This window comes from Streptomyces sp. NPDC086549, from assembly GCF_044746205.1.
In the GTDB taxonomy this organism is placed as follows: Bacteria; Actinomycetota; Actinomycetes; order Streptomycetales; family Streptomycetaceae; genus Streptomyces.
Window position 1 is genome coordinate 317,305 of the sequence record NZ_JBIVBS010000004.1, and the last position, 22,721, is coordinate 340,025.

The window sequence follows — 22,721 nt, forward strand, 5'->3', positions numbered from 1 at the left end:
GAGGGCGCTCACAGTACGATGATCCGACCCCTGTTCGATGGGGGACCCGGAGCTGAGGAGATGAGTGCCCGTGCCTGCCCGACTGCCCTCGTGGGCCTGGGTCACCGGCCTTACGGCGGGGGCCACCGCGGCCGTCGTCGCCCTCGCCCTGCAGGCGGACAAGGGGCCGCACCCGACGGCCGCGGCCGTCAAGCCGAGCGCCTCGGCGTCGGCGGGCGCGCACGGGTCCGCCCCGTCGAAGCCGAAGGCGACGTCGAAGCCGAAGACGTCCGCCGCCCCCGCGATACCGGCCGCCTCGGGCACGGGCCGCCGTGTCGTCTACTCGGTCGGGCAGAAGCGGGTGTGGCTGGTCGACGCGAGCGACAAGGCCGGCCGCAGCTTCACGGTGTGGCCGGGCACGGTGAGCCCGGACCCCGGTTCCTACGTGATCTCCAAGACCCTGGCGTCCACCACCGGCTCCGACGGCGTGCAGATCGAGCACATCCTGTACTTCGCCGCGAAGTCGGGCCTGTCGATCGCCTTCTCCAACGCGGTCGACGGCGCGTCCCCGCCGCCCGCCGAGGCTGGCAAGCAGACCGCCGGCATCCGTATGCCCAAGGCGGACGGCACGGCGCTGTGGACCTTCGGCACGGAGCCGAACACCAAGGTGACGGTCGTCAAGTAGCCGACTTCTCGTGCAGCTGCACGACGATCAGGCTGATCCCGGTGAGCACGAGGACCCGGGTCGCCGCGTCCAGTCCGTTCCACGTCTTCGACTGCCACATGGAGAACCACTCACCGCCGATGGCTATGAACCCGGCGCCGAACAGCAGCATGAGCATCAGCAGACCGTAGGTGGAGAGCTGCCGGGCGCGGTCGTGGTCGCGCCGCACCCAGAACCAGGTCCCGGCGAGAAGCACGAGCGCCGCGACGGTCTCCCACACGATGATGGCGATGTACGCGGCGTCCTGAAGCCCCTTGCTCGTGATCGCCCGCCACATCAGGTCGTCGTCCTTGAACGTCGTATCCATGGCGAGAACATGCCGCACGAACTGCTGGTTGGTGCCGAAGTCCGTGATGTTCCCCAGGGCGACGAGGGAGATGTAGAGGGCGACGGTCGCGGTGAGCAGGGCGGCGGTGAGGCGAAGGGCGCGCGAGGCGCCTGAGGTGGGGGTGGCCATAGAGGCGATCTTTCCCCGCCCGGCCCGCCGTGTGCCGCTCGGATTGAGCCAGAATGGAGGGGCGTTGGCTCCGGAGGAGGGGACGGACGGATGGCGCAGGCACGGCCGTCGATGCAGGAGCTGATCGGACGGCGCAGGCGGGCCGGTTTCGTAGGGCGGGGGGCCGAACGGGCCGCGTTCCGGGGGAACTTCGGCATCCCGCCAGAGGACGAGCGGCACCGGTTCCTGTTCCACGTGCACGGCAACGCGGGCGTCGGAAAGACCTTCCTGGTACGGGAGTTGGAGCAGATCGCGAGGGAACGCGGGGCGCTGACCGCGTATGTCGACGAGGGTGTCGGGAGCGTGCCGGAGGCGATGGCCGCGATCGGCCGCCAACTCGCCTCCCAGGGACACCGGTTGAAGGATCTGGACCGGATGCTGGCCGCGCACCGGGAGCGGCGGCACGAGGCGGAGGCGGAGGCGGCCGCCGTCGCCGTACCGGAGCCGGACGAGCCGTCGGCGAGCAGCCTGGCGGTGGCACGGGCGGGTCTGGTGGGCCTCGGCCTGGTCCCGGTCGCCGGTGCGTTGGCGTCGGCGCTGGACGCTGACCGGATCGCCCAGGGGGCCGACCGGCTGCGCGCCGGGCTCAGCGCACGCTTCCGCAACCAGGAGGACGTGCAGCTGGTGCTGTCCCCGGAGCGAGTGCTGACGCCCGTGCTGCTGGGCGAGCTGGCCGGGGTCGCGTCCACGGTCCCGTACCTCGTCCTGTTCTTCGACACGTACGAGCGCACCGGGCCGTTCCTCGACGGCTGGCTGCACGAGCTGATGACCACCGACCGGTACGGCGCCCTGCCCGCCAACGTCGTCGTGGTGACCTCCGGCCAACTCCCCTTCGACACCGCCCGCTGGGGCGGCTTCGCGGACTTCATGACCGACGTGCCGCTCGGAGCGTTCACGGAAGGGGAGGCGCGGGGGCTGCTGGCGGACCGGGGCGTGCGGGACGAGCCCGTCGTCGCCGAGGTGCTGCGGCTGACCGGCGGACTGCCGGTACTCGTCTCCACCCTCGCCGAGGCCCGGCCCGCCGATCCGGACGACGTGGGGGATCCGAGCGCGGACGCCGTGGAGCGGTTCCTGAAGTGGGAGAGGGATCCGGTGCGCCGGGGTGTGGCCCTGGCCTGCGCGCTGCCCCGGCGGCTGGATGCGGACGTGTTCCGGGCGGTGGTGGAGTGCGAGGAGACGGAACTCGACGCCCTGTACGACTGGCTGAGGGGGCTGCCGTTCGTCGACGCGCGCGGTGAGCGGCTGCGGTACCACGATGTCGTCCGGGCGCCGATGCTGCGGCTGCAGCGGACACGGTCGCCGCGGGGGTGGGCCGAGCGGCACGGACGGCTCGCGCAGGTGTTCGGGCGCTGGCGGGAAGAGGCCGAGGCCGGGCTGGACCTCCTCCGCCGGTGGGCGGACGGTGACTGGCGGGAGCTGCGGCTCGCGGAGTCGTACCACGCCTTGTGCGCGGCGCCCCGGGCCGCCCTGCCCGCGGTCCTGGCCGATGTCGTCCACGCCTGCGGGCAGGGCGACGAGGTCGCGCTGCGCTGGGCGCGGGCCTTGGCCGAGGCGGGTGAGGACGCGGACGCGGAGACCGTGCGGGCCTGGGGGAGCGGGCTGACGGAGACGCTCGCGGGGAGCGGGCCGGCCGAGGCGCTCCGGCTACTGCTGAACCGCGCGCGGGGCGACGAGCCGTGGCGGGCGGAGGCGGTGGCGCTGCGGGGTGACGCCTTCGCGCGGGACGGCGACTACGAGCGGGCGCTGGAGGAGTACGACCGTGCCCTCATCCTCGACCCGGACCTGGTGCGGGCGCATCGCGCGAAGGCCTCGACCCGGGGCGGCCTTGGGGATTACGAGGCCGCGGTCGCCGGCCTCGACCGGGTGGTCGCGTTGGAGCCTGACAACCCGTACAACGTCATCCTGCGCGGCGAGTACCACCGCCTTCTGCGTCACCACGACGAGGCGCTCCGGGACCTGACCGAGGGCATCCGCCGCGACCCCACCAGCGAGTTCGCCCGGGCTTCCCGCGGCGCCGCCCAGGAGCGTGCCGGCGACCTCGACGCGGCGCTCGCCGACCTCGACCGCGCGTTGGAACTCAAACCGGACTACGCCTGGGCGCTCGGCCGCCGGGCCCGGGTCTGGCGCGGCCTCGGCGACCACACCCGGCAACTGGCCGACCTCGATCGCGCCCTCGTCCTCTGGCCCGACTGGGGCTGGGGCCACTGCGAACGCGGTGACGCCCTGCGCGTGGCCGGCCGCGACGAGGAGGCCCTCGCCGACTACGATCGCGCGCTCACCATCGACCCCGAGTACGCGTCGGCGTACGCGAGCAGAGGCACCGCCCTGTCCAACCTCGGCCGCTATGAGGAAGCGCTGGCCGACCTGGACCGGGCGGTGGGGCTGAATCCGGAGTACGCCTGGGCACTGTGCCAGCGTGCGAAGGTGCGACTGGAGCTCGACGCCACCGCACAGGCGTTGGAAGACGTTTGCCGGTACCGCGACCTGCTGGAGGGCAGGCGTCCGGAACAGGAGGACCTCGGCCGGGTGCGAGCCGCGCTTGACACCGTGTTCGACGGGATGACGGAGAGGCTCGAAGAGCTGCTCCGCGTTCCGGGAGCCGACAGAGCTCACATCGCCGCGATCCAGGCCGAGCTCAGCGCTGTCCGACGGATCCGCGACCGGCTCGCCTGACCGCTCGGTGCTGATCAGGCGACCTCCTGGGCCCGGACTCCGGCATCGATCCTTGTGCGTGCCGAGGGGGCACCACGCCAGTTCCTTCCCTACGGAACTCGGCGCGGCGCCTGTGCGGGCTAATCGGTGTCTTTGCGGCGTGGAGCACCCTCCGTATCGAGGTGACCGATGCCCGGGGTGACCGGATCCCGCGACTCCCGGACCCGGCGGCCGAGGACGCGGAGACCGGGCGGGGATTACGGATCGTGGCGGCGTACGCGGACCGCTGGGGTGTCGACGAGGCGCCCGCTCACGGCAAGACGGTCTGGGCCGAACTCGTACCGGAGAGCCCGGGTCGCGGGGAGTCGTGACCCGGCGGGTCCCGACGTCAAAGACCAAAGAACCGGGGAAAGAACCGAACCCACCCCCACCGCCCCCGTCGATCACCCGCCGGGGTGAATATGCCCAACTCGGCTGGCGCGGCGAGGCGCTCGTGGTGCAGCGTCAGCCGTGACAAGCCCACACATGCATCGGCCCCCGCCGGGACTGGCATCCCAGTGCGAGGGCCTGATCACCTAGGAAGACAACCCTTCCCGATGACTGACAAGCAGCGTAACGCGCCCAAGCGCGCGAAGTCCGCCAATGCCGCCCATTCCCAATCCGGTGTCATCCACGTCAACGAACCGCACCACGACAACTTCACCGTGGTCGGGAACCACTTGGCCCAGCACCCGGAGCTGTCGCTGACGGCGATCGGCCTGGCGATCCACATCCAGTCGCTGCCCGCCGGAAGCCCGATCGGGATCAAGGCGCTGGCGGCGAAGTTCCCCGAGGGCGAGATCCGGATCGCCGCCGCCTTGCGGGAGCTGGAGGAACACGGGTATCTCACGCGTGCCAGGGAGCGTCTTCAATCGGGGCGAGTGACGACCCGGACGACCTCGTACAACAAGCCCCGGCTCGCGATGGCTGCCGCAGCCGCTCCGCCCTCCGAGTCTCACCCCCCGGCCCCGAAGGCCCCCGCTCCCACCGCCCCGCCGTCACACCGCACGGCCGCCGACCTGCTCTCCGGCCTGCGCGCTGACGACTCGCGCCTGCTGCTCACCGAACGGGACGTGAAGCGCCTGGCCCCCGCCGTGGACACCTGGCTGGAGCGGGGCGTGCCCGTCACCGCCGTACGGCGAACCCTGACGAGTGGCCTGCCCGAGGACCCGATCCGGCACCCGGCGGCCTTCCTGGAGCACCGCCTCGCCACGCTCCTGCCCCCACCCCTCCCCGTCGCTCCACCCCCACCAACCCCTCTTCGCCCGGACCCCCTCCAGAACTGCGACGGCTGCGACCTGGCCTTCCGGGCTCCCGCGCCGGGCCGGTGCCGCAGATGCCGGGCGACCGTGGGAGAGGTGGCGTAGGCATGCCGGGGACGAGTCGTGTGGCCCGTACCGTCCCGGGGGTGCGCCATGGCCCTGATCCCCAGGCCTGAGCCGACTCCGGACGCGCTGAGGACTGCGGTGTCACGCATCGCCCCCAGTCGGCTCCCAGCTCTCACACAGCACCTTTTCGGGGCCACGACCAACGCCCAGCAGACGCAGAGCCTGGCCCCCCTGCTAGCTTTCGTGCATTCCTGGGCTGTGTTCATCGCGATCGAACGCCACCCCGCGCGCGCCGAGCGCCTGCGCGAGCTGGAGCGGATCGTGGACGCCGGAGAGCAGGACCCCTGGGAATATCGCCTGGTACGGCTGACAAGCGGCCTCACCCGCTGACCGGCGCCCCGATCACCACCGGCCGGACCTGTGTCGGTCGGGCCCGACCGGATCCTGGACGGGGTCGAGGCCCTCGTCGCCGCCCGGAACCGACCACTCGGTTTCACCTGGTCCACACCACGCATACAGATCCGCTCCCTGAACGGACCGTTCCCGGTCGAATACAGTGCTGTGCTGTCGTACGTACGGACGGTGCCGTGAGGAGGTCTTGGTGGGTGCGACATCCGGTGCCGTCTGGGGCCGTGCCGAGCAGCAGGACTTCCGCGGCCGGGTACGCGGCACCCTGCTCGGGGCCGCCGTCGGGGACGCGCTGGGCGCTCCGGTCGACGGGCTCACCATGGAGGAGATCCGGGCGTCGTACGGCGTGGAGGGCCTCGCCGACCTGGCCTTCGGGTACGGCAGACGCGGCGCCGTCACCCACCACACCCAGCTCACCCTGTTCACGGTGGACGGGCTGATACGTGCCCAGGTCCGCCGTGACACCGGCGCCTGGCACCCGCCGACCGATCTGCACCGGGCCTATCTGCGCTGGGCGGCCACCCAGCGGGACTGGGGCCCCGACGAGCGCCGCAAGGACGACGGCTGGCTGGCCCGGGAGGAGTGGCTCTACGCCCGGCGTGATCCGTCCCGCGCGCTGCTGGTCGGCTTCGGGGACGAGAACATGGGCACGCTGGAGACGCCGAAGAACCCCGGCGATCTGGGGCCGGAGGCCGTCGCCCGCTCGGCGCCCTTCGGCCTGCTGGTCGGCTGGGAGCCGCAGCTGGTGATGCAGCTGACGGTGGAGTGCGCGGCCCAGACCCACGGCCACCCCACCGCGTATCTGTCGGCGGGCGCGTACGCCGTGATCGTGCACGCGCTGGCCCGCGGCGACAGCCTGGACGGCGCCGTGCAGCGCGCGCTCGCCCTGCTCGCCGCCCGCCCGGGGCACCAGCCCGTCTCGGACGCGCTCCAGTACGCGCTGGGTGCGGTACGGCAGGGGATGCCGGGGCCGGCGCGGGTGGAGGAACTGGCGGGCGACGGGGCCGCGGACGGGCTCCTGGCGGCCGCCGTCTACTGCGCCCTGGTGGGGGAGGACGTACGGCACGGTCTGTGCCTGGCGGTCAACCAGGCCGGCCCGTCCGGCGCGACGGGCGCCCTCACCGGCGGTCTGCTCGGCGCCCTGTACGGCGAGACGGCCCTCCCCCCGGCCTGGCTGACCGAGCTGGAGGGCCGCCCCACGATCCTGGAGCTGGCCGACGACTTCGCGATGGAGATGACCCAGGGCCCCGCGCTGCACGGGCCGGCGGGGGCGTCGCCGGGATGGCTGGCGAGGTACCCGCGGGCCTGAGCCGGGTGCACGACCGCCCGCGGCTGCGCGGGCTCGGTCTCCGCCGCAGCTACGCGGGCTCGGTCTCCGCCGCCGGTACCGGGACCGCCGCCGCGTCGTCGTCGGTGTTGATCTTCTCGATGACCGCGAGCCGCTCCGGGGTGTCCTCCGGCTTCAGGAAGCCGATGAGGATGTACAGGACCAGGGACACGGCCAGCGGTACGGACACCTGGTACTGGAGCGGGACCCCGCCGTCGACGTTCCAGTTGATCGGGTAGTTGACCAGCCAGAAGGCGAGGAGACCGGCGGCCCAGCTGGTGAGCGCGGCCGTCGGGCCGGAGCGGCGGAACGGGCGGAGCAGGCCCAGCATCATCGGGATCGCGATCGGGCCCATCAGACCGGCCACCCACTTGATGACGACGGTGATGATGTCCTTGAACGCGGGCGAGTTGACCTGCGTCGCCACCGACATCGACAGGGCGAGGAACACGACCGTGGTGATACGGGCCGCGATCAGCCCCGACCGCTCGTTCCAGGACCGCGCCCGCGCCGACACCACCGGGGCGACGTCCCGGGTGAAGACCGCGGCGATGGCGTTGGCGTCGGAGGAGCACATGGCCATGGTGTGCGAGAAGAAGCCGACGATGACCAGGCCCAGCAGGCCGTGCGGCAGGAGCTGTTCGGTCATCAGGCCGTAGGAGTCGGAGCCGTCCGGCTTCTGCGCGTGGACGAGGAGCGGGGACATCCACATCGGGAAGAACAGGACCACCGGCCAGATCAGCCACAGGGCGGCCGACAGGCGCGCGGAGCGGGTGGCCTCCCGCGGGCCGGCCGTCGCCATGTAGCGCTGGGCCTGGTTGAGCATGCCGCCGTTGTACTCGAAGAGCTTGATGAAGAGGAACGCGAGGAGGAAGACGGTGCCGTAGGGGCCGACCAGCGGCTTGCCGTGGCCGTGCAGCGCGGGCTGGTCCCAGGCGCCGAAGAAGCTGATGCCCTTGTCGTTCAGCTTCAGCACGACCGCGACGAACATCGACAGTCCGGCCAGCAACTGGATGACGAACTGGCCGAGTTCGGTGAGCGCGTCCGCCCACAGGCCGCCGATCGTGCAGTAGACCGCGGTGATCGCGCCGGTGATGAGGATGCCCTGGTTCAGCGAGATACCGGTGAAGACGGACAGCAGCGTCGCGATCGCGGCCCACTTCGCGCCCACGTCCACGATCTTCAGCAGCATGCCCGACCAGGCCAACGCCTGCTGGGTGGGCAGGTTGTAACGGTTCTTCAGGTACTCCAGCGGGGACGCCACATGCAGGCGCGAGCGCAGCCGGTTGATGCGCGGCGCGAACAGCTTCGAGCCGACGGCGATGCCCAGCGCGATCGGGAAGGACCAGGTGACGAAGGAGGTGACGCCGTAGGTGTAGGCGATGCCCGCGTACCCGGTGAACATGACCGCGCTGTAGCCCGACATGTGGTGCGAGATGCCGGACAGCCACCACGGCATCTTCCCGCCGGCCGTGAAGAAGTCGCTGACGTTGTCCACGCGCTTGTGCGACCAGACTCCGATCGCGACCATCACTCCGAAGTAGCCGATCAGCACGGCCCAGTCGAGACTGTTCATGTGCTCGATCGTGGGTGCGGTCACATGAACACGACAAGCAACCGTAAGGTCAAGTCAGAGTAAAGATGTTCGGTGAGATGACTTCTGTTCATCTATATGAACAGCTATCGCATCAGCTCCCCCGCGTTGACCAGCAGCGACTGTCCCGTGATGGCCCTGGCCCGGTCCGACGCGAGGAACACCGCCGTGTCCGCCACGTCCCCGTCCGTCGCCAGCTCCGGCAGCGCCATCCGGTCCGTCAGCCGCTTCAGCACCTCGGCCTCCGGTACGCCCTCCGTGTGCGCCGTGAACTGGACGTACGCCTGCACCGGCGGGCCCCACATCCAGCCCGGCAGCACCGTGTTGACCCGGATCCGGTACGGCCCGAGCTCCCGGGCCAGCGAGTACATCGCGCTGGTCAGCGCCCCCTTCGAGGCGGCGTACGCGGCCTGCTTCACCTGTGAGGGCGCGGCCACCGCCGACTGCGTGCCGACGAAGACGACCGATCCGCCGCACGACTTCAGCGCCGGCAGACAGGCCCGGGTCATCCGGAGCGTCCCCAGCAGGTTCACGTCGATCACCGACTGCCAGGTCGCGAAGTCCGCGTCCTCGACCCCGCCGAAGTAGGAGTCCCAGGCCGCCACGTGGACCACGGCGTCGATCCCCCCGAACCGCTCCCGCGCCAGCCCCGCGAGGGCCTCGCACTGCCCCTCGTCCGTGATGTCGGTCGCCCGGTACGCCGTGCGCGCCCCCTTCGGATCGATCTCGGCCGCGCTCTTGGCGAGGTTCGCCTCGGTGCGCGCTCCGAGTACGGCGTTCCCCCCGTCCCGTACGACGGCGGCCGCGACCTGGTGCCCGAGTCCGGCCCCGACTCCCGAGACGACGACGGTCTTGCCCGCGAGCAGTGACATTGCGGTCCTCCCGGCCCTGGCGTTTCATCTGACGGTCCGTCAGAGTATGGGCGTCCGGAAGAGGAAGGAAGAGGGAGGAAGGGGAACGGCATGAGCGAGGAGACCCGCAGCGAGCTGTACGCCGAGCTGGCCGCCGCAGGCCCGTACACGGTCCCGTTCGGCCACGCTCTGATCACCATGGTCGAGCCGCACCCCGGCCACGAGTACGCCTACAACCGCTGGTACGAGGACGACCACTACTACGCCGGCGCGATGGCCATGCCCTGGATGTACGCGGGCCGCCGCTGGGTGGCGACCCGGGACCTCCAGCTCCTGCGCTACCCGGAGAAGTCGGCGATAGCCCAGCCCGTCACCGCGGGCTGCTACATCTCCACGTACTGGATCACCGACGGCCGCTACGACGACCACATGAAGTGGACCGTGGCCATCAACAGGCGTCTCAACCGCGACGCCCGTGTCTACCAGGACCGCACCCACGTCTTCACGGCCTTCCAGGACCATGAGGCGACGGTCTACCGGGACGGTGCGGCGGGTCCCCGCGACTTCCACGCCCTCGACCACCCGTACGCCGGGCTCGTGGTCGAGGTCGTCGACGCCGAGTCGGCCGGGCAGCGCGCCGAACTGCTGGAGTGGCTGTGCTCGCGTCATCTGCCGAAGCGCGTCGCGGGTTCACCGGCGGCGATGGTGACCGTCTTCCGGCCGACGCCCCTGCCCGGCGACCGGATGACGTATGTCAAGCAGGTCGAGGGCGTCGACACCCGGCTCACCCTGCTGTGGTTCCTGGAGGCGGACCCGCGGGAGTGCTGGCAGGGGCACTTCACGGGCCTGGACGAGCAGGTGGCGGAGTCGGGGCTGGGCCGGGTCGAGCTGGTGGCACCGTTCATCCCCACGATCCCGGGCACGGACCGCTATGTGACCGAGTTGCGCGTTCCCAGCCCGTCCGGCGATTGAGGACGAGGCCGTTCAGGCCGAAGCGGGGGTCTGGGGGCGGCAGCCCCCAGCAGGCTCGCACCGGCCGACGGTCACTTGAGCTCGTCCGGACACGGAGTGCCTCGCGGCAGCTGGTAGGGCGCGGCCAAGTGGTACGTACCGGCCTTGGGCGCCAGCAACATCGTCCACTTGTCCCCCTTCGCGTCCTCCGGCGTCTCCATCAGGCAGCCGTTGACGTTGTCGTACGTCTTCGGCGTGCCCTCGTCGCGGTGCTTGGAGGCCCGCGTCTCCTGGGGCGGCTTGAGGCTCTTGCCCTGGGCGTCGACGATGCTCAGCCACGGCGAGTACGGGATGCGGATGAGGACGTGGCCGGCCCTGCGGACCTCGATCGTCAGCTCGCCCTGATCGGCGCGGTCGACCACCGCGTTGGGCTCGGCGAGCGGCGCCGGGTCGGTCACCTTGAACAGCTGCCAGTTCGCGTCGCCCCAGACCTGCTTCAGATACGGCATCCCGCGCTGGACGAGGGCCCGCTCACGCTCGCCGCCGTCCCCGTCCGGGTCGTCCTTGGGTACGACGACGAAGTGGACGGCCCAGCGCTGGAGCCATTCGTGGTAGTTCGCCGAGTTGAGCGTGTCGTCGTAGAAGAGCGGGTTGCGCTCCATGTCGGCCTGCCGGTTCCAGCCGCGGGCCAGGTTGACGTACGGCGCGAGCGCGGAGGCCTCGCGGTGCGAGCGGGCCGGGACCACCTCGACGCGGCCCTTCTCGGCGCCGACCTCCTGCAGCTCGTTGACGAGCGGGGCGAGCTCGCGCGCCCAGGACGCGGCCGGGGTCGTGTGGATGATGTCGTCGACCGCCTTGAAGCCGACCCAGCCGACGCTTCCGAGGAACGCCAGCACGATCACGTACCACTTGCGCGAGCGCGGCACCGCGAACGGCAGCGCCGCGATCAGCGTCACACCCGCGAACAGCATCGGCAACCGCGAGATGTTCGACCCGATCTGCGAGCTGACCAGCCAGACCAGCACCACCCCGAGGCTGAAGACCGCCGCGGTCAGCCGGACGGTCGTCCACTCCTTGGGGACGAGGAAGAGGCACAGCAGCCCGTACGACAGGGGAAGGACGACGGAGCCGATCGTCATCGGCTGGGTGCCGGAGAAGGGGAACAGCCAGGCGGAGACGGCGACGACCGCCGCCGGGGCGAGGCCCAGCGCCCAGGCGCCCGGACGGCGCTTCTGCAGGAACAGCGCCGCCGCGATCAGGCCCACGAAGAGGCCCGCGACGGGGGAACCCATGGTGGCGAGCGCCGCGAGCGGGGCCGCGACCAGCGCCTTCGCCCACCGTTTGTGCCGCCAGCGGTAGGGCCAGCAGAACACCGCCGCGACCGCGCCCAGCGCGAACACCGTGCCGAGGCCGAAGGTCACCCGGCCCGAGATCGCGTTGCAGATCAGCGCGAAGACACCGGCCAGCGCGGCCCACAGCGGGTTCTTCACGACCCTGCTGCGGATGAGGACCATCGTCAGCAGGCCCCCGGACACGGTCCCCGCGATCATCATCGTCGTACGGACGCCGAGGACGGACATCAGATACGGCGACACGACGCTGTACGACACCGGGTGCATACCGCCGTACCAGGCGAGGTTGTACGCCGAGTCCGGGTGCCGGCCGACGAACTCGGCCCAGGCGTCCTGGGCCGCGAGGTCGCCGCCGCTGTTGGCGAACGTGAAGAACCAGATGATGTGCAGCACACCGGAGAGCGCGGTCATGGACAGCACGGGGTGCAGCAGCAGCCGCTGCCGAAGGGGCTCGACGGGGGTGAGCAGCCGGGCCCGTCTGCCGGTGCGGCCCTCGTCCTGGCCCTGGTTCCGGCGTTGGTCCTGGTCCCGGCCCTGGTCATGGGCCTGGTCACGGGCCTGGTCATGGCCGTACGACAGGTCGCCGTGACCGTCCGTGTCAGCTTCGGACAGGCGTATTCGCGGGCCGGTCTCCGGGCCCGGATCTGCGTTGTCGGCGCGTGTCGGCTCCGTTGTGGCCACCTGAAGGCACTCCCCGTGTCCCGTCTTCTGTTCTCGGCCGCGTTCCTCGGTGTTCCCGGCCTTTTCCCGTCCAGTTCGCGGCCGAGTCCCTTGACCGGCGACCTGCCCCGATTCGCGACGCTAGCACGCACCCCGCCGCGGGGCCCCCGGGTGGGGCTCCGTCAGCGGGGTGCGGTGACGGATAGTGTGCGGGTCAGCCGAGGCGGGTCAGCTTGCTCGTGAGGACCGGCTCGGCGAGGTCCTTCTTGAGAGCCACCGGGACCTGTACCGCGCCGTTCTTGCCGTCACCGACGGTGAGGGTGCCGACCTTGGTTCCGGCCTTCGCGGTGTGCGGTACGTCATTCGGGGCGAAGGACAGCTTCACCTTGAGCCCGGCCCAGCCGACGGCGGTGACGTCCTTGGTGACGACGACGGGGGTGTGCCCGCCGAGGCCGTCGTCCACGTACCCGACCACGTCGCCCTTCTTCACGATCTTCGCCGACGTCAGCGCGTCCTGGGCGGCGAGCAGCGCCGTCTTGCTGACCGCGTTGACCGTGTCGAGGATCTTCGGCTTGTGCTGGCCGAGGATCGCGCCGACGAGGGTGACCGTCTCGTCGCCGATCTTCTTGCGGGAGGCGAACAGCAGGTTGCCGCCGGCCTTGGTGGTGCTGCCGGTCTTGATGCCGATCGCGCCGATGAGGTAGGGCAGGGTGTTGTAGTTGGTGTGGTTCTGTCCGTGAGGATCGTTCCAGCTGGCCGCGCTGGTGATCGCCACGAGGGCCGGGATCTTCACGACCTCGTTGCCGAGCTTCACCTGGTCCTGGGCCGAGGAGACGGTTGTCTCCTTGAGACCGGAGGGGTCGGTGTACGTCGTGTTGGTCATCCCCAGCTCCTTGGCGGTGGCATTCATCTTCTTGACGAACGCCGCCTCGGAGCCGCCCGCGTCCCAACGGGCCAGCAGACGGGCGATGTTGTTCGCGGATGGGATCATGACGGCCGACAGGGCCTGCTTGAGCGTGAGCTTGTCGCCCGCCTTGACGTTGTTGAGGGTGGACTCGTCGTCCTTGTCGTAGCCGCCCTCCTTCTCGGCGGTGGGGTCGACGGTGATGCTCGGTCCCTCCTCGCCCGGCTTGAGAGGGTGGTCCTTCAGGACGATGTACGCGGTCATCGTCTTGGCCACGGAGCCGATGGCGATGGGTGTCTGCTTGCCGAAGCTGCCCATCGTGCTGATGCCGTTGACGTCCATCCAGCCTTGGCCCTCGGAAGGCCAGGGGAGGGAGAGTTGGTCTCCCTTGAACTGGTACGACTCGTCGGCGGTCAGCGCGAGAGTGGGGGCGGGCAAGGGGCGCAGAGCCTGCGCGACCGCAAAGACGATCACCAGCAGGAGGGCCAGCGGGGTCCAGATCTTGACCCGGCGGACGATCGTGCGGACCGGGGTCTCCGGCGGCGGTGGCGTGTTCGTCAGCTCGGCGAGCAGGTCCAGCGGGGGCTTGGGCGGGAGCGGCTGCTGGGTGGTGCGCTCGGGGCCGACCTGGGGGACGAGGGCGGTCGCCTCGGCGGAGGACGCGGAGGGTGCCTTCGGCTTGCGGGCCGACGAGTCGTCGAGGGGCTTGAGGGCGACGAACTTGCTGGTGCGCTCGGGGTCGGCCGCGGGGGTCTTGGGGGCGGCGGGGGCCTTGGGGGTCGCGGGGGTCTTGGGGGCAGCGGGGGTTGCCGGGGTCTTCGGCTTGGCCGCGCCGCCCAGCTTGAGCATGGTGGTCGGCTGGTCGACCTGGGGCTTGGGCTTGGGGGCCTTGAAGACAGCGGTGGGCTGGTCGACGGGTCCCTTCGGGGATTCAGGAGCGTCGGCCTCGGCTTCGCCTTCGGCCTTGTCGTTCCCACCCGCACGGGGTCCCTGCGGGGGCTTGGCGGCGTCGGCCTCGGCTTCGCCTTCGGCCTTGTCGTTCCCACCCGCACCGCCCGTGCGGGTCTCGTCGTCGGGTGCGGGTGGCCCCTGTGGGGCGTCCTCGGCGTCGGCGGCTCGCGGGTCGGGGGTGGTGGTCTTGGGGGCCGGGGCTGCCTCGGGCGCCGCGCTCGTGTCCGCGTCGGCGTCCGGCTCCGCGTCCTTCTCCGCTTCCGGCTCGGCGTCCTGCTCCGCGTCTGTTTCGGCGTCAGCTTCGCTGTCGGCAGCCTTGGGAGCGGGCTCGTCGGCAACGGTGTCATCGCCGTCGGGCTCGGCCTCGGGCTCGTCCTCCGCGCTGCCGGCGGCCGCGACCGCGTGCTCGTCCTCAGCCTCGCCGTCGGCATCGCCCTCCGCCTCGGAGCCGATCTGCGTCTCAGCGTCGGCCTCGGAGTCGGCCTGCGTGGCAGCCTCGTCGATGTCGTCGTCCGTCCGGTCGGCCGCCTCGTCGGCGTCCGCCTGTGCCTCGCCGTTGGCCTCCGCCTCGCCGTTGGCCTCCGCCTCGCCGTTGGCCTCCGCCTCGGCGTCGGCCTGCGCCTCGACGTCGGTCTCCGCCTCGCCGTCGGTCGCGGAGTCGCCCGAGCGGACCCACGCCGCCACGGCCTCGCGCAGGCGGCTGTCGTTCTTCGTGTCCGGTTCGGCCGTGTCGTCCGTGTCGCCCGTATCGGGGTCCTCGGTACGGGAGTCGGCGGCAGCCACCGCGTCCCGTACCGAGAGCACCCGGGTAGCGGTGTCCACGTTGCCGCGGGACACCGCGAGACGCGGGTCGCGGGCCTCGGGAACCGGACTCGCGCTCCCCGACGTCGGTTCTGCCGACGACTCGCGCTGCTTCGACCTGTCGGGGGACTCGCCCGCCACCGATGCCTCCTCCATGTGCCGCACGTCTTCCGTGCGTCCGCCGAACAACCCGCTAACCGCCGCCCGGACCGCGCCTCCCCGACGCTGTCCGAACCATGTACCAGTGTCCTGTGTGCGGGCTTAACCCCTCCGGTAGACGAGAACGACATACCTGCCGGTTCCCTCACGAACCGGTCACGCCCTCTCGACAGACCAATGTGAGAGGGGTCACCCTGTCATTCATCCACGCGGGGAGGCATGGATGGGCAGGAGCCGCAGAACACTTCCGGAGGAGCTTCTGCTGCTGGCATTGGACCCGGCTACGGGTACCACTGCGCAGCCGCAGTCGCTCGACCTGGGTCTGGCCGGAGCACAGCTAGTGGAGCTGGCGCTGGCCGGACGGATAGCCCCGGACGGGGATCGTATCGCCGTGGTGGCACCACGGCCGACTGGAGATCCGACTCTGGACTGCGCGTTGGAGTTGCTGCGAAGGCGCGGCGCCCCGGTACGCGCCGTCCACTGGATCGGCGGGCCGCGTCTTGGGCTTCGCCAGACCTACCTCTCGCATCTGGAGCGGTGCGGCATGGTTGCCGCCGTGCCGGGGCAGATGTGCGGAGTGCTGCCGACGACTCGTTACCAGGCGACGGACACCGCCATCAGCCGGGAGATCCGTGCCCGGCTGGATTCCGCGATCCGCACCGGCGTACCGCCGGACCCGCGGACCGCGGCGCTCGCCGCCCTGGCGCACGCGGTCGGCCTCGGCAAACACCTGTACCCGGGTAACGAGGGACGCTCCTCTCGTTCTCGGCTGCGGGATCTGATCAGGCACGATCCCATGGGCGGACTCGTCGCGCACGCCGTGATGGACGTCCAGAACGGCGCTGTGGCCCAGCCGCGCCGCAACCCTGCCCCCGTCGGCCGCCAGGCCGGGCCGGGAGTCAGGGCCGCAGCGGAACCCGCTCGTGGTGTTCCGATGCAGCCGCGCCGTGGGTCCATGGCGCGTGCCGTGGTCCACTGAGCCGCAGCCCCACGGCATCGCAAGGCGACGCAACGCACGACAGCCGCGCCGTCAGTCCCCAGACCCGGTACGGGAGCCGCTGGTCCGAGCGGGGCGGTGAGACCCTGTGTCTCACCGCCCCGCTCGGCTGCTTGTGCCCGAACTGACGCGTACCCGCCGCATATCCACCGTTTCCCAGCGGTAGTAAGCACCTTGGTGGCAGTCTGCTCAACAGCAGATACACAAAGTGTCAGGTACAGGCAGGCAGCCGGAGGTGCACGTCCCGTGGCGTCCAATGTCAATCCCACCGTCAGACGGCGCCGGCTGGGCCAGGAGCTGCGCAGGCTCCGTGAGCTCAAGGGCATGACGGCCGAGGAAGTGGCGGAACGACTGCTGGTGTCGCAGTCGAAGATCAGCCGTCTGGAGAACGGCCGGCGCAGCATCAGCCAGCGTGACGTCCGGGACCTGTGCGGGGTGTACGAGGTCGAGGACCAGCGGGTCGTCGACTCGTTGATGGAGATGGCCCGTGACTCGCGGCAGCAGGGGTGGTGGCACGCGTTCGGGGACATTCCGTACAGCGTCTACATCGGCCTGGAGACCGACGCCGAGTCCCTGCGGGTGTACGAACCCCAGCTCGTCACCGGACTGTTGCAGACCCGGGCGTACGCGGAGGCCCTGGTGCAGGGCGCGTTGCCGGAGACCTCGACGTCCGACATCGAGAAGCGTGTCCAGGTGCGGATGCGGCGACAGGAACGTATCGCCGCCGAGAACAACCCGCTCCGGCTGTGGGTGGTGCTGGACGAGGCAGCGCTGCGCCGGGTGGTGGGCAGCGCACTTGTCATGCGCGAACAGCTGGAGCACCTCATCGAGATGTCCCAGCTGCCCCATGTCACCGTGCAGGTGCTGCCGTTCGAGGTGGGCGCGCATCCCGGGCTGAACGGCCAGTACGCGATCCTGGAGTTCGCCGACGCGGCCGACTCCAGTGTGGTGTACCTGGAGGGCGTCACCAGCGACCTGTACCTGGAGAAGGCGCACGACGTCCAGAAGTACGCGGTGATGTACGAGCACTTGCGGGCACAGTCCCTGAATGTGGAGCAATCCCGGCAATTCATCGCAAGTGTGGCAAAAGAGTACGCCCGCTGAGCGGGATCCGCGTGAAGCGCCGGATCTTACCTCGGTGTAACGCTCCAGCGGAAGGCCCACTGGAATATGCCACCCGGTTGAGTGAACGGCCTCTCCAGGAAGGGATGTTGCCGAGTAGCGTCGATCGCGCCAATCGATCGTCAGGGTTGGCGTGAATCGCACTACAGCAACTCGCTACAGGAGTGGAAATGGCACTGCTTCAGGGCGCCACGGAGACGTGGACGAAGTCCTCCTATTCCGCAGGGAACGGGGCATGCGTCGAGGTCAGGTCGGCCGTGACCGTGGAGCTCGCCGTGCGCGACTCCAAGGTCACGGAGGGCCCGACCCTGGCCTTCCCCGCCGACGCCTGGAACGCCTTCGTCGCATCGGTCAAGGCGTAAGGGGGCCTCCCTGACCCTCGCCAATAACACAACTGCACAAGCACCAACCCAGAGCCCTCTCGACCAGCCCGCCGTCCTAGCCGAGGGGGCTCGCCCCTTTATTTTTTGGCTCGGTTCGCCTCCGGGGCGCCAAAGCTCGTGTCGAGAGGGCGATCGTGCTCAGCCCTTCGGGCCTCCGCGCGTTCGCCCTCTCGACACGAGCGTGCCGCTACGGCTCACTCGCCGTAGGTGGCCGTCGGACAGCGCACCGTAGAAGCCGTCGGGCAGCGCACCGTAGAAGCCGCCGCCCCGCCCGTTCTCACTTCACGGGAAACGCCACATCGCACACCGGATCCTCCGCCCCCGACGCCTCCCAGTCGGCGAAGTACACCTCCCGGCAGGGCCCCGCGATCTCCAGGCCCTCCCCGGCCATCCACTGCTCCACCGCCTCGAAGGCGGCCAGGATCTGCGGATGAGCCACCTGCGCCTTGGTGATCCGGGTGAACGCCAGCCGTCGCGCCGGCTCCACCCGCACCTCGGTGTCCCAGGACCGCCCGTGCCGGGCCGCCCACTCGCGGGCGGCCCGCTCGTCCGCGACCGGCACGCACGACTCCGCGGGCCCGTCGCTCTCCATGGACACCTCGGCGTGGTACGCGACGAACGGGGTCCCCGCGACACCCCCGCACTCCCGCGCCGCCGACTCCAGCCGCCCCAGCGACGCCCCGATCCACGCCGGCAGCTCGTCGGCCAGTGTGTGCCGCTTCTCGGTGATCACCACCTGCTCGGGCACGTCCACCGTCTCGACCACGAACTTCCCGTACATCTCCGCACTCCTCCCGGACAGCCGTCCACGGAGGTACTCGGCGAGCGTCCGCTGCCCCGCCACCCGCGCCTCGACGTCCGCCCAGTACGCGGCGATCCGGTCCGCGGCCTCGGCGCCGTCCGCCTCGCCCGCGTCGACCACCTCGGCGATCCGCGCGAGCGGCATGTCCAGCTGCCGCAGCAGGGCCACCAGCCGGGCACGCTCCACCTGGCCGGCCCGGTAGTAGCGGTAACCGCTGGCCTCGTCGACATGCGCCGGGGCCAGCAGTCCGAGGCGGTCGTACAACCGCAGGGCCTTGGCCGACAGCCGGGCCCGCGCCGCGAACGCGCCGATGGTGAGCAGTTCCTCGTCCACGCCCACATCCTCCGTCACCGGGCGCCTTCCGCCCGGTGACAAGGACACTCATCCCTGCCCCAGGGGCAAGGTCAACTCTCGGTCAGGACGACAGGTCCTGGGCGTGTCCTAGGCGAGCTGGGCCTCCACCGCCGCCACCAGCTCCGCCGCCTCCGGCTCCGTCTGCGGGGAGAAGCGGGCGACCACCGTGCCGTCCCGCCCGATCAGGAACTTCTCGAAGTTCCAGCGGATGTCCCCGCTGTGCCCCTCGGCGTCGGAGAAGCCGACCAGGCGGTCGTACAGCGGGTGCCGGTCCTCTCCGTTGACCTCGACCTTCTCGGTGAGCGGGAAGGACACGCCGTACGTCGCGGAGCAGAACTCGGCGATCTCCTCGGCGGTGCCGGGCTCCTGCCCCAGGAACTGGTTGCAGGGCACGCCCAGCACGGTGAAGCCCTGCTCGGCGTAGCGCTCCTGCAGCCGCTCCAGACCGGTGTACTGCGGGGTCAGACCGCACTTGGAGGCCACGTTCACGATGAGCACGGCCTTGCCCGCGTACTGCGGCAGGTTCGCGGAACCGCCCCGGAGGGCGTCGATCTCGATGTTCAGCACGGAGCCGTTGTTGTCAGTAGTCGTCATAAACGGATGCTAACTCCGCTAAGTGTGCCGGAGGTGATCGGAGTGGCGGCGGTCACCGGCCTCGACGAGCACCTGGCCGGCCGCGGTGCGTGAGTACAGCACCGACCGGCCCGCCCGCCGCCGCTCCACCAGCCCCGCGTCCAGCAGCACCTTCAGATGCCGGCCGACCGAGCCGAGTCCCTGCCCGGTCAGCGCGGTCAACTGGCTCGTGCTCATGGGGGAGTCGAGCAGCACCAGCACCCCGGCCCGGGCCGCCCCGAGCAGGGCGCCCAGGCTCGCGGGCACGGCCCTGCCGTGGGCGTCGGCGAGCACGCCCGCGCAGGGGTTGGGGACTGCTGCCGCTCGACCGCACTCAAGTGTGTTGTAGCGAGCATGAGTGACTATCGTCCGTCGGCGGCCCGGAGCCGCGCGGGCGGGCTTTTCGCGGGGGCGAACGGCAGTTTGTGTTCCGAATGCGTGACCTTTGCGGGCGGGGCTGGTTGGTTGCCGTGACGGGATCTTTGGCGCCGGTTGGGGGTGTGGGGTGGGCGGGCTGCGGGAGGTGGCGGAGTCGTTCGTGGTGCCCGCACCGGGTCACCGCCGACCGGGCCGTGGCCTACCGCATCCACCACGACGTGCTGCGCGGCCGCTGGTACGTCACCGCCTCCTGGCAGCGCGCCCCCATTCCGGTGCTGCCGCTGGAGGCGGCCCTGGCCCGGGGTGTGGTGGCGGTGGACATGAACGACGACCACCTGGCCGCCTGGCAGCTCGACCCGCACGGCAACCCGCTCGGCGAGCCCCGCGGCTTCTTCTACGACCTGTCCGGCACCACGACGCACCGCGACGCCCAGATCCGCCACGCCCTGACCCGGCTGCTGCACCACACCCGCCGGTGCGGGGCCGCGGCCATCGCGATCGAGGACCTCGACTTCACCGACGGCAGGACACGCGAACACTTCGGGCGCAGCAAGCGTTTCCGCCGGCTGGTCTCCCGCTTCCCCACCGCCCGCCTCAAGGCCCGGCTGACGGCGATGGCCGCGGAGCAGGGCATCGCGCTCGTCACGGTCGACCCGGCCTACACCTCCCGGTGGGGCGCTCAGCACTGGCAGCAGCCCCTCACCACCACGACCCGTGAGACGACCCGCCACGACGCTGCGGCCGTGGCGATCGGACGACGCGCCCTCGGGCACCCGATCCGGCGTCGGGCGGCACCACCCCGTATCCACCAGAGCGATGGGTACGGGCATCGGACCGTCCAGGCCGGACCAGGTACCCCGGGGCGTGAGGGACCCCGCCCCCGCATTCCCGGACCACGCACGAGATGCGTGCCGCCCGGACGCGGAGCGAACGCGGGCGACCAGCGTGCCCAACACCGCTCGGGGCACACGGCTGAGCAGCAGTCCTGGCACCAGGACTCACTCCCACTCAGTCCCTAGGAACGGTAGATCAGCGCGTACCGGTCCCACCCAGCTCACCTCGCCCGCGCGCGATGACGCTCATGGCGCTCGCGTCACTCGCCGTGACGCTGACGCTGGCTACGGCTGCTCGACGGGAGCGGACGGCTCCGGTGCCGGTTCCTTCGGGGCGGTGAGCTCGGCGGCCGGACCGAACTTGTCGGCGACGGCCGCTATCTGCTCGATGCCGGCCTTGAGCGCGTCGGCGTCCGGCGCGCTCCTGCCGGACTCGTTGCCCTCGATCTCCTGGTCGAGCCGCTTGGTCGCCCGGTCGAAGTACCGCAGCAGCTCCACCGGGAACGGCATCACGAGTGTGGAGTTCTTCTCGGCGGCGACCTCCACTACCGTCTGGAGCAGGCGCAGCTGCATCGCCTCGGGGCTGTCCGACATGATCCGGGACGCGTTGGCGAGCTGCTGCGCGGCCTGGAACTCGCCGTCCGCGGTGATGACCCGGGCCCGCCGCTCGCGCTCCGCCTCCGCCTGCCGGGACATGGACCGCTTCAGCGACTCCGGCAGCTGTACGTCCTTGATCTCGACGCGGTCGATGTGGATGCCCCACCCGGCGGCCGGGCTGTCGATCATCAGCGCCAGCCCCTCGTGCAGCCGCTCCCGGTCGGTGAGCAGGTCGTCGAGGTCGCTCTTGCCGATGATGGACCGCAGGGAGGACTGGGCGACCTGCCCGATGGCGAACACGTAGTCCTGCACCTCGATGGCGGCCCGCACGGGGTCGGTCACCCGGAAGTAGACGACGGCGTCGACCTTGACGGACACGTTGTCCTTGGTGATGCCCTCCTGGGTGGGCACCGGCATGGTGGCCACCTGCGTGTTCACCTTCCGCATCCGATCGACGAACGGGATCAGGAAAGTGATGCCCGGCTGCCGGTACGACGGCAGCGCCTTGCCCAAGCGGAACACCACCCCGCGCTCGACCTGGTTGACCACTCGCATCCCACTGCGCAGCACGAGCAGGGCCAGCCCGACCACCAGCACGACTGCTACGACGGTGCCCTCCATGGCACTCCCATTCTCCGACGTGACTGAGACACCGGTGAGGACACCGGCCGGGGCCGGGCGGATGCGGTGGAGCGTGTTAGGAGTGCGTAAAGAAAAATTCCGAGGCCGCGGCTGTGTCTGGCGCGAACGGCTCCGGTCGCCGCACACTGCGCTGCCGTAGCACAAGGGGGGCCAGGGATGAGCGAGTTGCACGTGTTGGTGGCGGAGAGAACCGCCGAGTCCGGCGGATCCACCGGACTCTTCCTCGTGGCCTGGGGCGTGGGTGCCACGGCGATGGGCCTGACCCTGACGACCGACTTCCGGGGCGCCGCCGGCCGCCTCGCGGCCATGGCGGCCGAGCAGAGGCACCGCCCGCGCCGGAGGCGGGAACCGAGCCCGCGTTCCCGTCGGCGAATGCTCCGCGTCATGGGCGGGGCCTTCGCCCTGTCCGGCCCGCCGACCCTGATCGCGGGCGTCGTACACATGGCGCACCACGGCACGGCGGGGATTCTCCAGGGCAGGCCGGGCGGCATCTCCCTGCCGTTCGTGGTGGCCATGATGCTCGTCGTGGGTTTCGGAATGGTCCAGCAGTGGTCCCCGAGGGGCATGCTGCGCCGGGCCTGGACGACGGGCGGCCCCCTCCGGCGCACCGCCGCCGTGGTGCTCACCTTCTCCATCGCCGGCTTCGCGGCGACGGCGGCCCTCGGGTACGACACCCTCAACGTCCTGTTCTGGCTGGCAGGCGCCCCGGCGGGGGTCGCCCTCCTGCTGTCCCCGGAGTCCGAACGGGCCGACGGACCTACGGAGGGTGGCGGTCCGGCAAAAGACGGCGGTCCGGCAGAGGGTGGCGGCATATATCGGTAGCCG

The 22,721-nt window shown here is 70.9% G+C and carries 19 protein-coding genes and 2 pseudogenes; 12 read left to right on the plus strand and 9 right to left on the minus strand.

Annotated elements, in window-relative coordinates:
- Positions 1-70: 70 nt before the first annotated feature.
- On the plus strand, positions 71-664 hold the full coding sequence (locus tag ACIPSA_RS16335) for a hypothetical protein (protein ID WP_402634611.1): 594 nt from the start codon (positions 71-73) through the stop codon (positions 662-664).
- Here ACIPSA_RS16335 and ACIPSA_RS16340 read toward each other — a convergent pair.
- The gene (locus ACIPSA_RS16340; protein WP_402634614.1) at positions 657-1,160 is read right to left on the minus strand and encodes a DUF2165 domain-containing protein; all 504 of its coding nucleotides are present in this window, start codon (positions 1,158-1,160) and stop codon (positions 657-659) included. The genes ACIPSA_RS16335 and ACIPSA_RS16340 overlap by 8 nt on opposite strands.
- A 90-nt stretch (positions 1,161-1,250) precedes the next feature.
- On the opposite strand from ACIPSA_RS16340, the gene ACIPSA_RS16345 reads away from it, so the two are divergent.
- The 5 genes from ACIPSA_RS16345 to ACIPSA_RS16365 all read left to right on the plus strand — a co-directional run bounded on the left by ACIPSA_RS16345 (position 1,251) and on the right by ACIPSA_RS16365 (position 6,935).
- Positions 1,251-3,872: a tetratricopeptide repeat protein gene (locus ACIPSA_RS16345; protein ID WP_402634617.1), complete on the plus strand. Its 2,622-nt coding sequence runs from the start codon at positions 1,251-1,253 to the stop codon at positions 3,870-3,872.
- A 161-nt stretch (positions 3,873-4,033) separates the two neighbouring features.
- Positions 4,034-4,222 carry an ATP-binding protein gene (locus ACIPSA_RS16350; RefSeq protein WP_402634620.1) on the plus strand — a complete coding sequence of 63 codons (189 nt, stop codon included), beginning with the start codon at positions 4,034-4,036 and terminating at the stop codon, positions 4,220-4,222.
- 225 nt (positions 4,223-4,447) lie between these two features.
- Positions 4,448-5,257, plus strand: a complete 810-nt coding sequence (locus tag ACIPSA_RS16355) for a helix-turn-helix domain-containing protein (RefSeq protein ID WP_402634623.1) — start codon at positions 4,448-4,450, stop codon at positions 5,255-5,257.
- 219 nt (positions 5,258-5,476) lie between these two features.
- On the plus strand, positions 5,477-5,608 hold the full coding sequence (locus tag ACIPSA_RS16360; protein ID WP_402634625.1) for a hypothetical protein: 132 nt from the start codon (positions 5,477-5,479) through the stop codon (positions 5,606-5,608).
- Between the two features lie 211 nt (positions 5,609-5,819).
- Entirely contained in the window at positions 5,820-6,935 is a 1,116-nt protein-coding gene (locus ACIPSA_RS16365) for an ADP-ribosylglycohydrolase family protein (protein ID WP_402634628.1), read from the plus strand.
- A gap of 49 nt (positions 6,936-6,984) precedes the next feature.
- On the opposite strand, the gene ACIPSA_RS16370 is transcribed toward ACIPSA_RS16365, so the two are convergent.
- Together ACIPSA_RS16370 and ACIPSA_RS16375 are read right to left on the minus strand one after the other, a co-directional pair.
- Positions 6,985-8,529 (minus strand): sodium:solute symporter family protein, encoded by a 1,545-nt coding sequence (locus tag ACIPSA_RS16370; protein ID WP_402635421.1) that lies wholly within the window; start codon positions 8,527-8,529, stop codon positions 6,985-6,987.
- Positions 8,530-8,633: 104 nt separating this feature from the next.
- Positions 8,634-9,419 carry an SDR family oxidoreductase gene (locus ACIPSA_RS16375; RefSeq protein ID WP_402634630.1) on the minus strand — a complete coding sequence of 262 codons (786 nt, stop codon included), beginning with the start codon at positions 9,417-9,419 and terminating at the stop codon, positions 8,634-8,636.
- Between the two features lie 90 nt (positions 9,420-9,509).
- Between ACIPSA_RS16375 and ACIPSA_RS16380 the strand changes: the two genes are divergently transcribed.
- A complete protein-coding gene (locus ACIPSA_RS16380) occupies positions 9,510-10,370 on the plus strand; it encodes a hypothetical protein (RefSeq protein WP_402634633.1) in 861 nt (286 codons plus the stop codon).
- A gap of 71 nt (positions 10,371-10,441) precedes the next feature.
- On the opposite strand, the gene ACIPSA_RS16385 is transcribed toward ACIPSA_RS16380, so the two are convergent.
- Positions 10,442-12,382: an MFS transporter gene (locus tag ACIPSA_RS16385; protein WP_402634636.1), complete on the minus strand. Its 1,941-nt coding sequence runs from the start codon at positions 12,380-12,382 to the stop codon at positions 10,442-10,444.
- Positions 12,383-12,575: 193 nt separating this feature from the next.
- Positions 12,576-15,173, minus strand: coding sequence for a D-alanyl-D-alanine carboxypeptidase (locus ACIPSA_RS16390; protein ID WP_402634639.1), 2,598 nt, complete (start codon positions 15,171-15,173; stop codon positions 12,576-12,578).
- Between the two features lie 226 nt (positions 15,174-15,399).
- Between ACIPSA_RS16390 and ACIPSA_RS16395 the strand changes: the two genes are divergently transcribed.
- From ACIPSA_RS16395 to ACIPSA_RS16405, 3 genes are all read left to right on the plus strand, one after another.
- Positions 15,400-16,155 carry a GPP34 family phosphoprotein gene (locus tag ACIPSA_RS16395; protein WP_402634642.1) on the plus strand — a complete coding sequence of 252 codons (756 nt, stop codon included), beginning with the start codon at positions 15,400-15,402 and terminating at the stop codon, positions 16,153-16,155.
- 264 nt (positions 16,156-16,419) lie between these two features.
- A complete protein-coding gene (locus ACIPSA_RS16400) occupies positions 16,420-17,277 on the plus strand; it encodes a helix-turn-helix domain-containing protein (RefSeq protein ID WP_402634645.1) in 858 nt (285 codons plus the stop codon).
- 188 nt (positions 17,278-17,465) lie between these two features.
- Positions 17,466-17,657 (plus strand): DUF397 domain-containing protein, encoded by a 192-nt coding sequence (locus ACIPSA_RS16405; protein WP_402634647.1) that lies wholly within the window; start codon positions 17,466-17,468, stop codon positions 17,655-17,657.
- Positions 17,658-17,955: 298 nt separating this feature from the next.
- On the opposite strand, the gene ACIPSA_RS16410 is transcribed toward ACIPSA_RS16405, so the two are convergent.
- The 3 genes and pseudogenes from ACIPSA_RS16410 to ACIPSA_RS16420 form a co-directional block, all read right to left on the minus strand.
- On the minus strand, positions 17,956-18,831 hold the full coding sequence (locus tag ACIPSA_RS16410) for a MerR family transcriptional regulator (RefSeq protein ID WP_402634650.1): 876 nt from the start codon (positions 18,829-18,831) through the stop codon (positions 17,956-17,958).
- Positions 18,832-18,921: 90 nt separating this feature from the next.
- On the minus strand, positions 18,922-19,428 hold the full coding sequence (locus tag ACIPSA_RS16415) for a glutathione peroxidase (protein WP_402634653.1): 507 nt from the start codon (positions 19,426-19,428) through the stop codon (positions 18,922-18,924).
- Positions 19,429-19,446: 18 nt separating this feature from the next.
- Positions 19,447-19,764: pseudogene (locus ACIPSA_RS16420) on the minus strand (winged helix-turn-helix domain-containing protein); the annotation flags it as partial.
- A 230-nt stretch (positions 19,765-19,994) separates the two neighbouring features.
- Here ACIPSA_RS16420 and ACIPSA_RS16425 point away from each other — a divergent pair.
- A pseudogene (locus tag ACIPSA_RS16425) lies at positions 19,995-20,843 on the plus strand (IS200/IS605 family accessory protein TnpB-related protein); the annotation flags it as partial.
- Positions 20,844-20,942: 99 nt separating this feature from the next.
- Here ACIPSA_RS16425 and ACIPSA_RS16430 read toward each other — a convergent pair.
- Positions 20,943-21,875, minus strand: coding sequence for a slipin family protein (locus tag ACIPSA_RS16430; protein WP_402634656.1), 933 nt, complete (start codon positions 21,873-21,875; stop codon positions 20,943-20,945).
- A gap of 177 nt (positions 21,876-22,052) precedes the next feature.
- Here ACIPSA_RS16430 and ACIPSA_RS16435 point away from each other — a divergent pair, with 177 nt between their 5' ends.
- Positions 22,053-22,718 carry a hypothetical protein gene (locus tag ACIPSA_RS16435; RefSeq protein WP_402634659.1) on the plus strand — a complete coding sequence of 222 codons (666 nt, stop codon included), beginning with the start codon at positions 22,053-22,055 and terminating at the stop codon, positions 22,716-22,718.
- Positions 22,719-22,721 lie beyond the last annotated feature (3 nt).

Excerpts from the sequence above, each read along its gene's own strand:
- ACIPSA_RS16340 (WP_402634614.1), bottom strand. The coding sequence starts at position 1,160 with ATGGCCACCCCCACCTCAGGCGCCTCGCGCGCCCTTCGCCTCACCGCC.
- ACIPSA_RS16345 (WP_402634617.1), top strand. The coding sequence starts at position 1,251 with ATGGCGCAGGCACGGCCGTCGATGCAGGAGCTGATCGGACGGCGCAGG.
- ACIPSA_RS16355 (WP_402634623.1), top strand. The coding sequence starts at position 4,448 with ATGACTGACAAGCAGCGTAACGCGCCCAAGCGCGCGAAGTCCGCCAAT.
- ACIPSA_RS16370 (WP_402635421.1), bottom strand. The coding sequence starts at position 8,529 with ATGAACAGTCTCGACTGGGCCGTGCTGATCGGCTACTTCGGAGTGATG.
- ACIPSA_RS16375 (WP_402634630.1), bottom strand. The coding sequence starts at position 9,419 with ATGTCACTGCTCGCGGGCAAGACCGTCGTCGTCTCGGGAGTCGGGGCC.
- ACIPSA_RS16380 (WP_402634633.1), top strand. The coding sequence starts at position 9,510 with ATGAGCGAGGAGACCCGCAGCGAGCTGTACGCCGAGCTGGCCGCCGCA.
- ACIPSA_RS16390 (WP_402634639.1), bottom strand. The coding sequence starts at position 15,173 with ATGGAGGAGGCATCGGTGGCGGGCGAGTCCCCCGACAGGTCGAAGCAG.
- ACIPSA_RS16395 (WP_402634642.1), top strand. The coding sequence starts at position 15,400 with ATGGGCAGGAGCCGCAGAACACTTCCGGAGGAGCTTCTGCTGCTGGCA.
- ACIPSA_RS16405 (WP_402634647.1), top strand. The coding sequence starts at position 17,466 with ATGGCACTGCTTCAGGGCGCCACGGAGACGTGGACGAAGTCCTCCTAT.
- ACIPSA_RS16415 (WP_402634653.1), bottom strand. The coding sequence starts at position 19,428 with ATGACGACTACTGACAACAACGGCTCCGTGCTGAACATCGAGATCGAC.
- ACIPSA_RS16430 (WP_402634656.1), bottom strand. The coding sequence starts at position 21,875 with ATGGAGGGCACCGTCGTAGCAGTCGTGCTGGTGGTCGGGCTGGCCCTG.
- ACIPSA_RS16435 (WP_402634659.1), top strand. The coding sequence starts at position 22,053 with ATGAGCGAGTTGCACGTGTTGGTGGCGGAGAGAACCGCCGAGTCCGGC.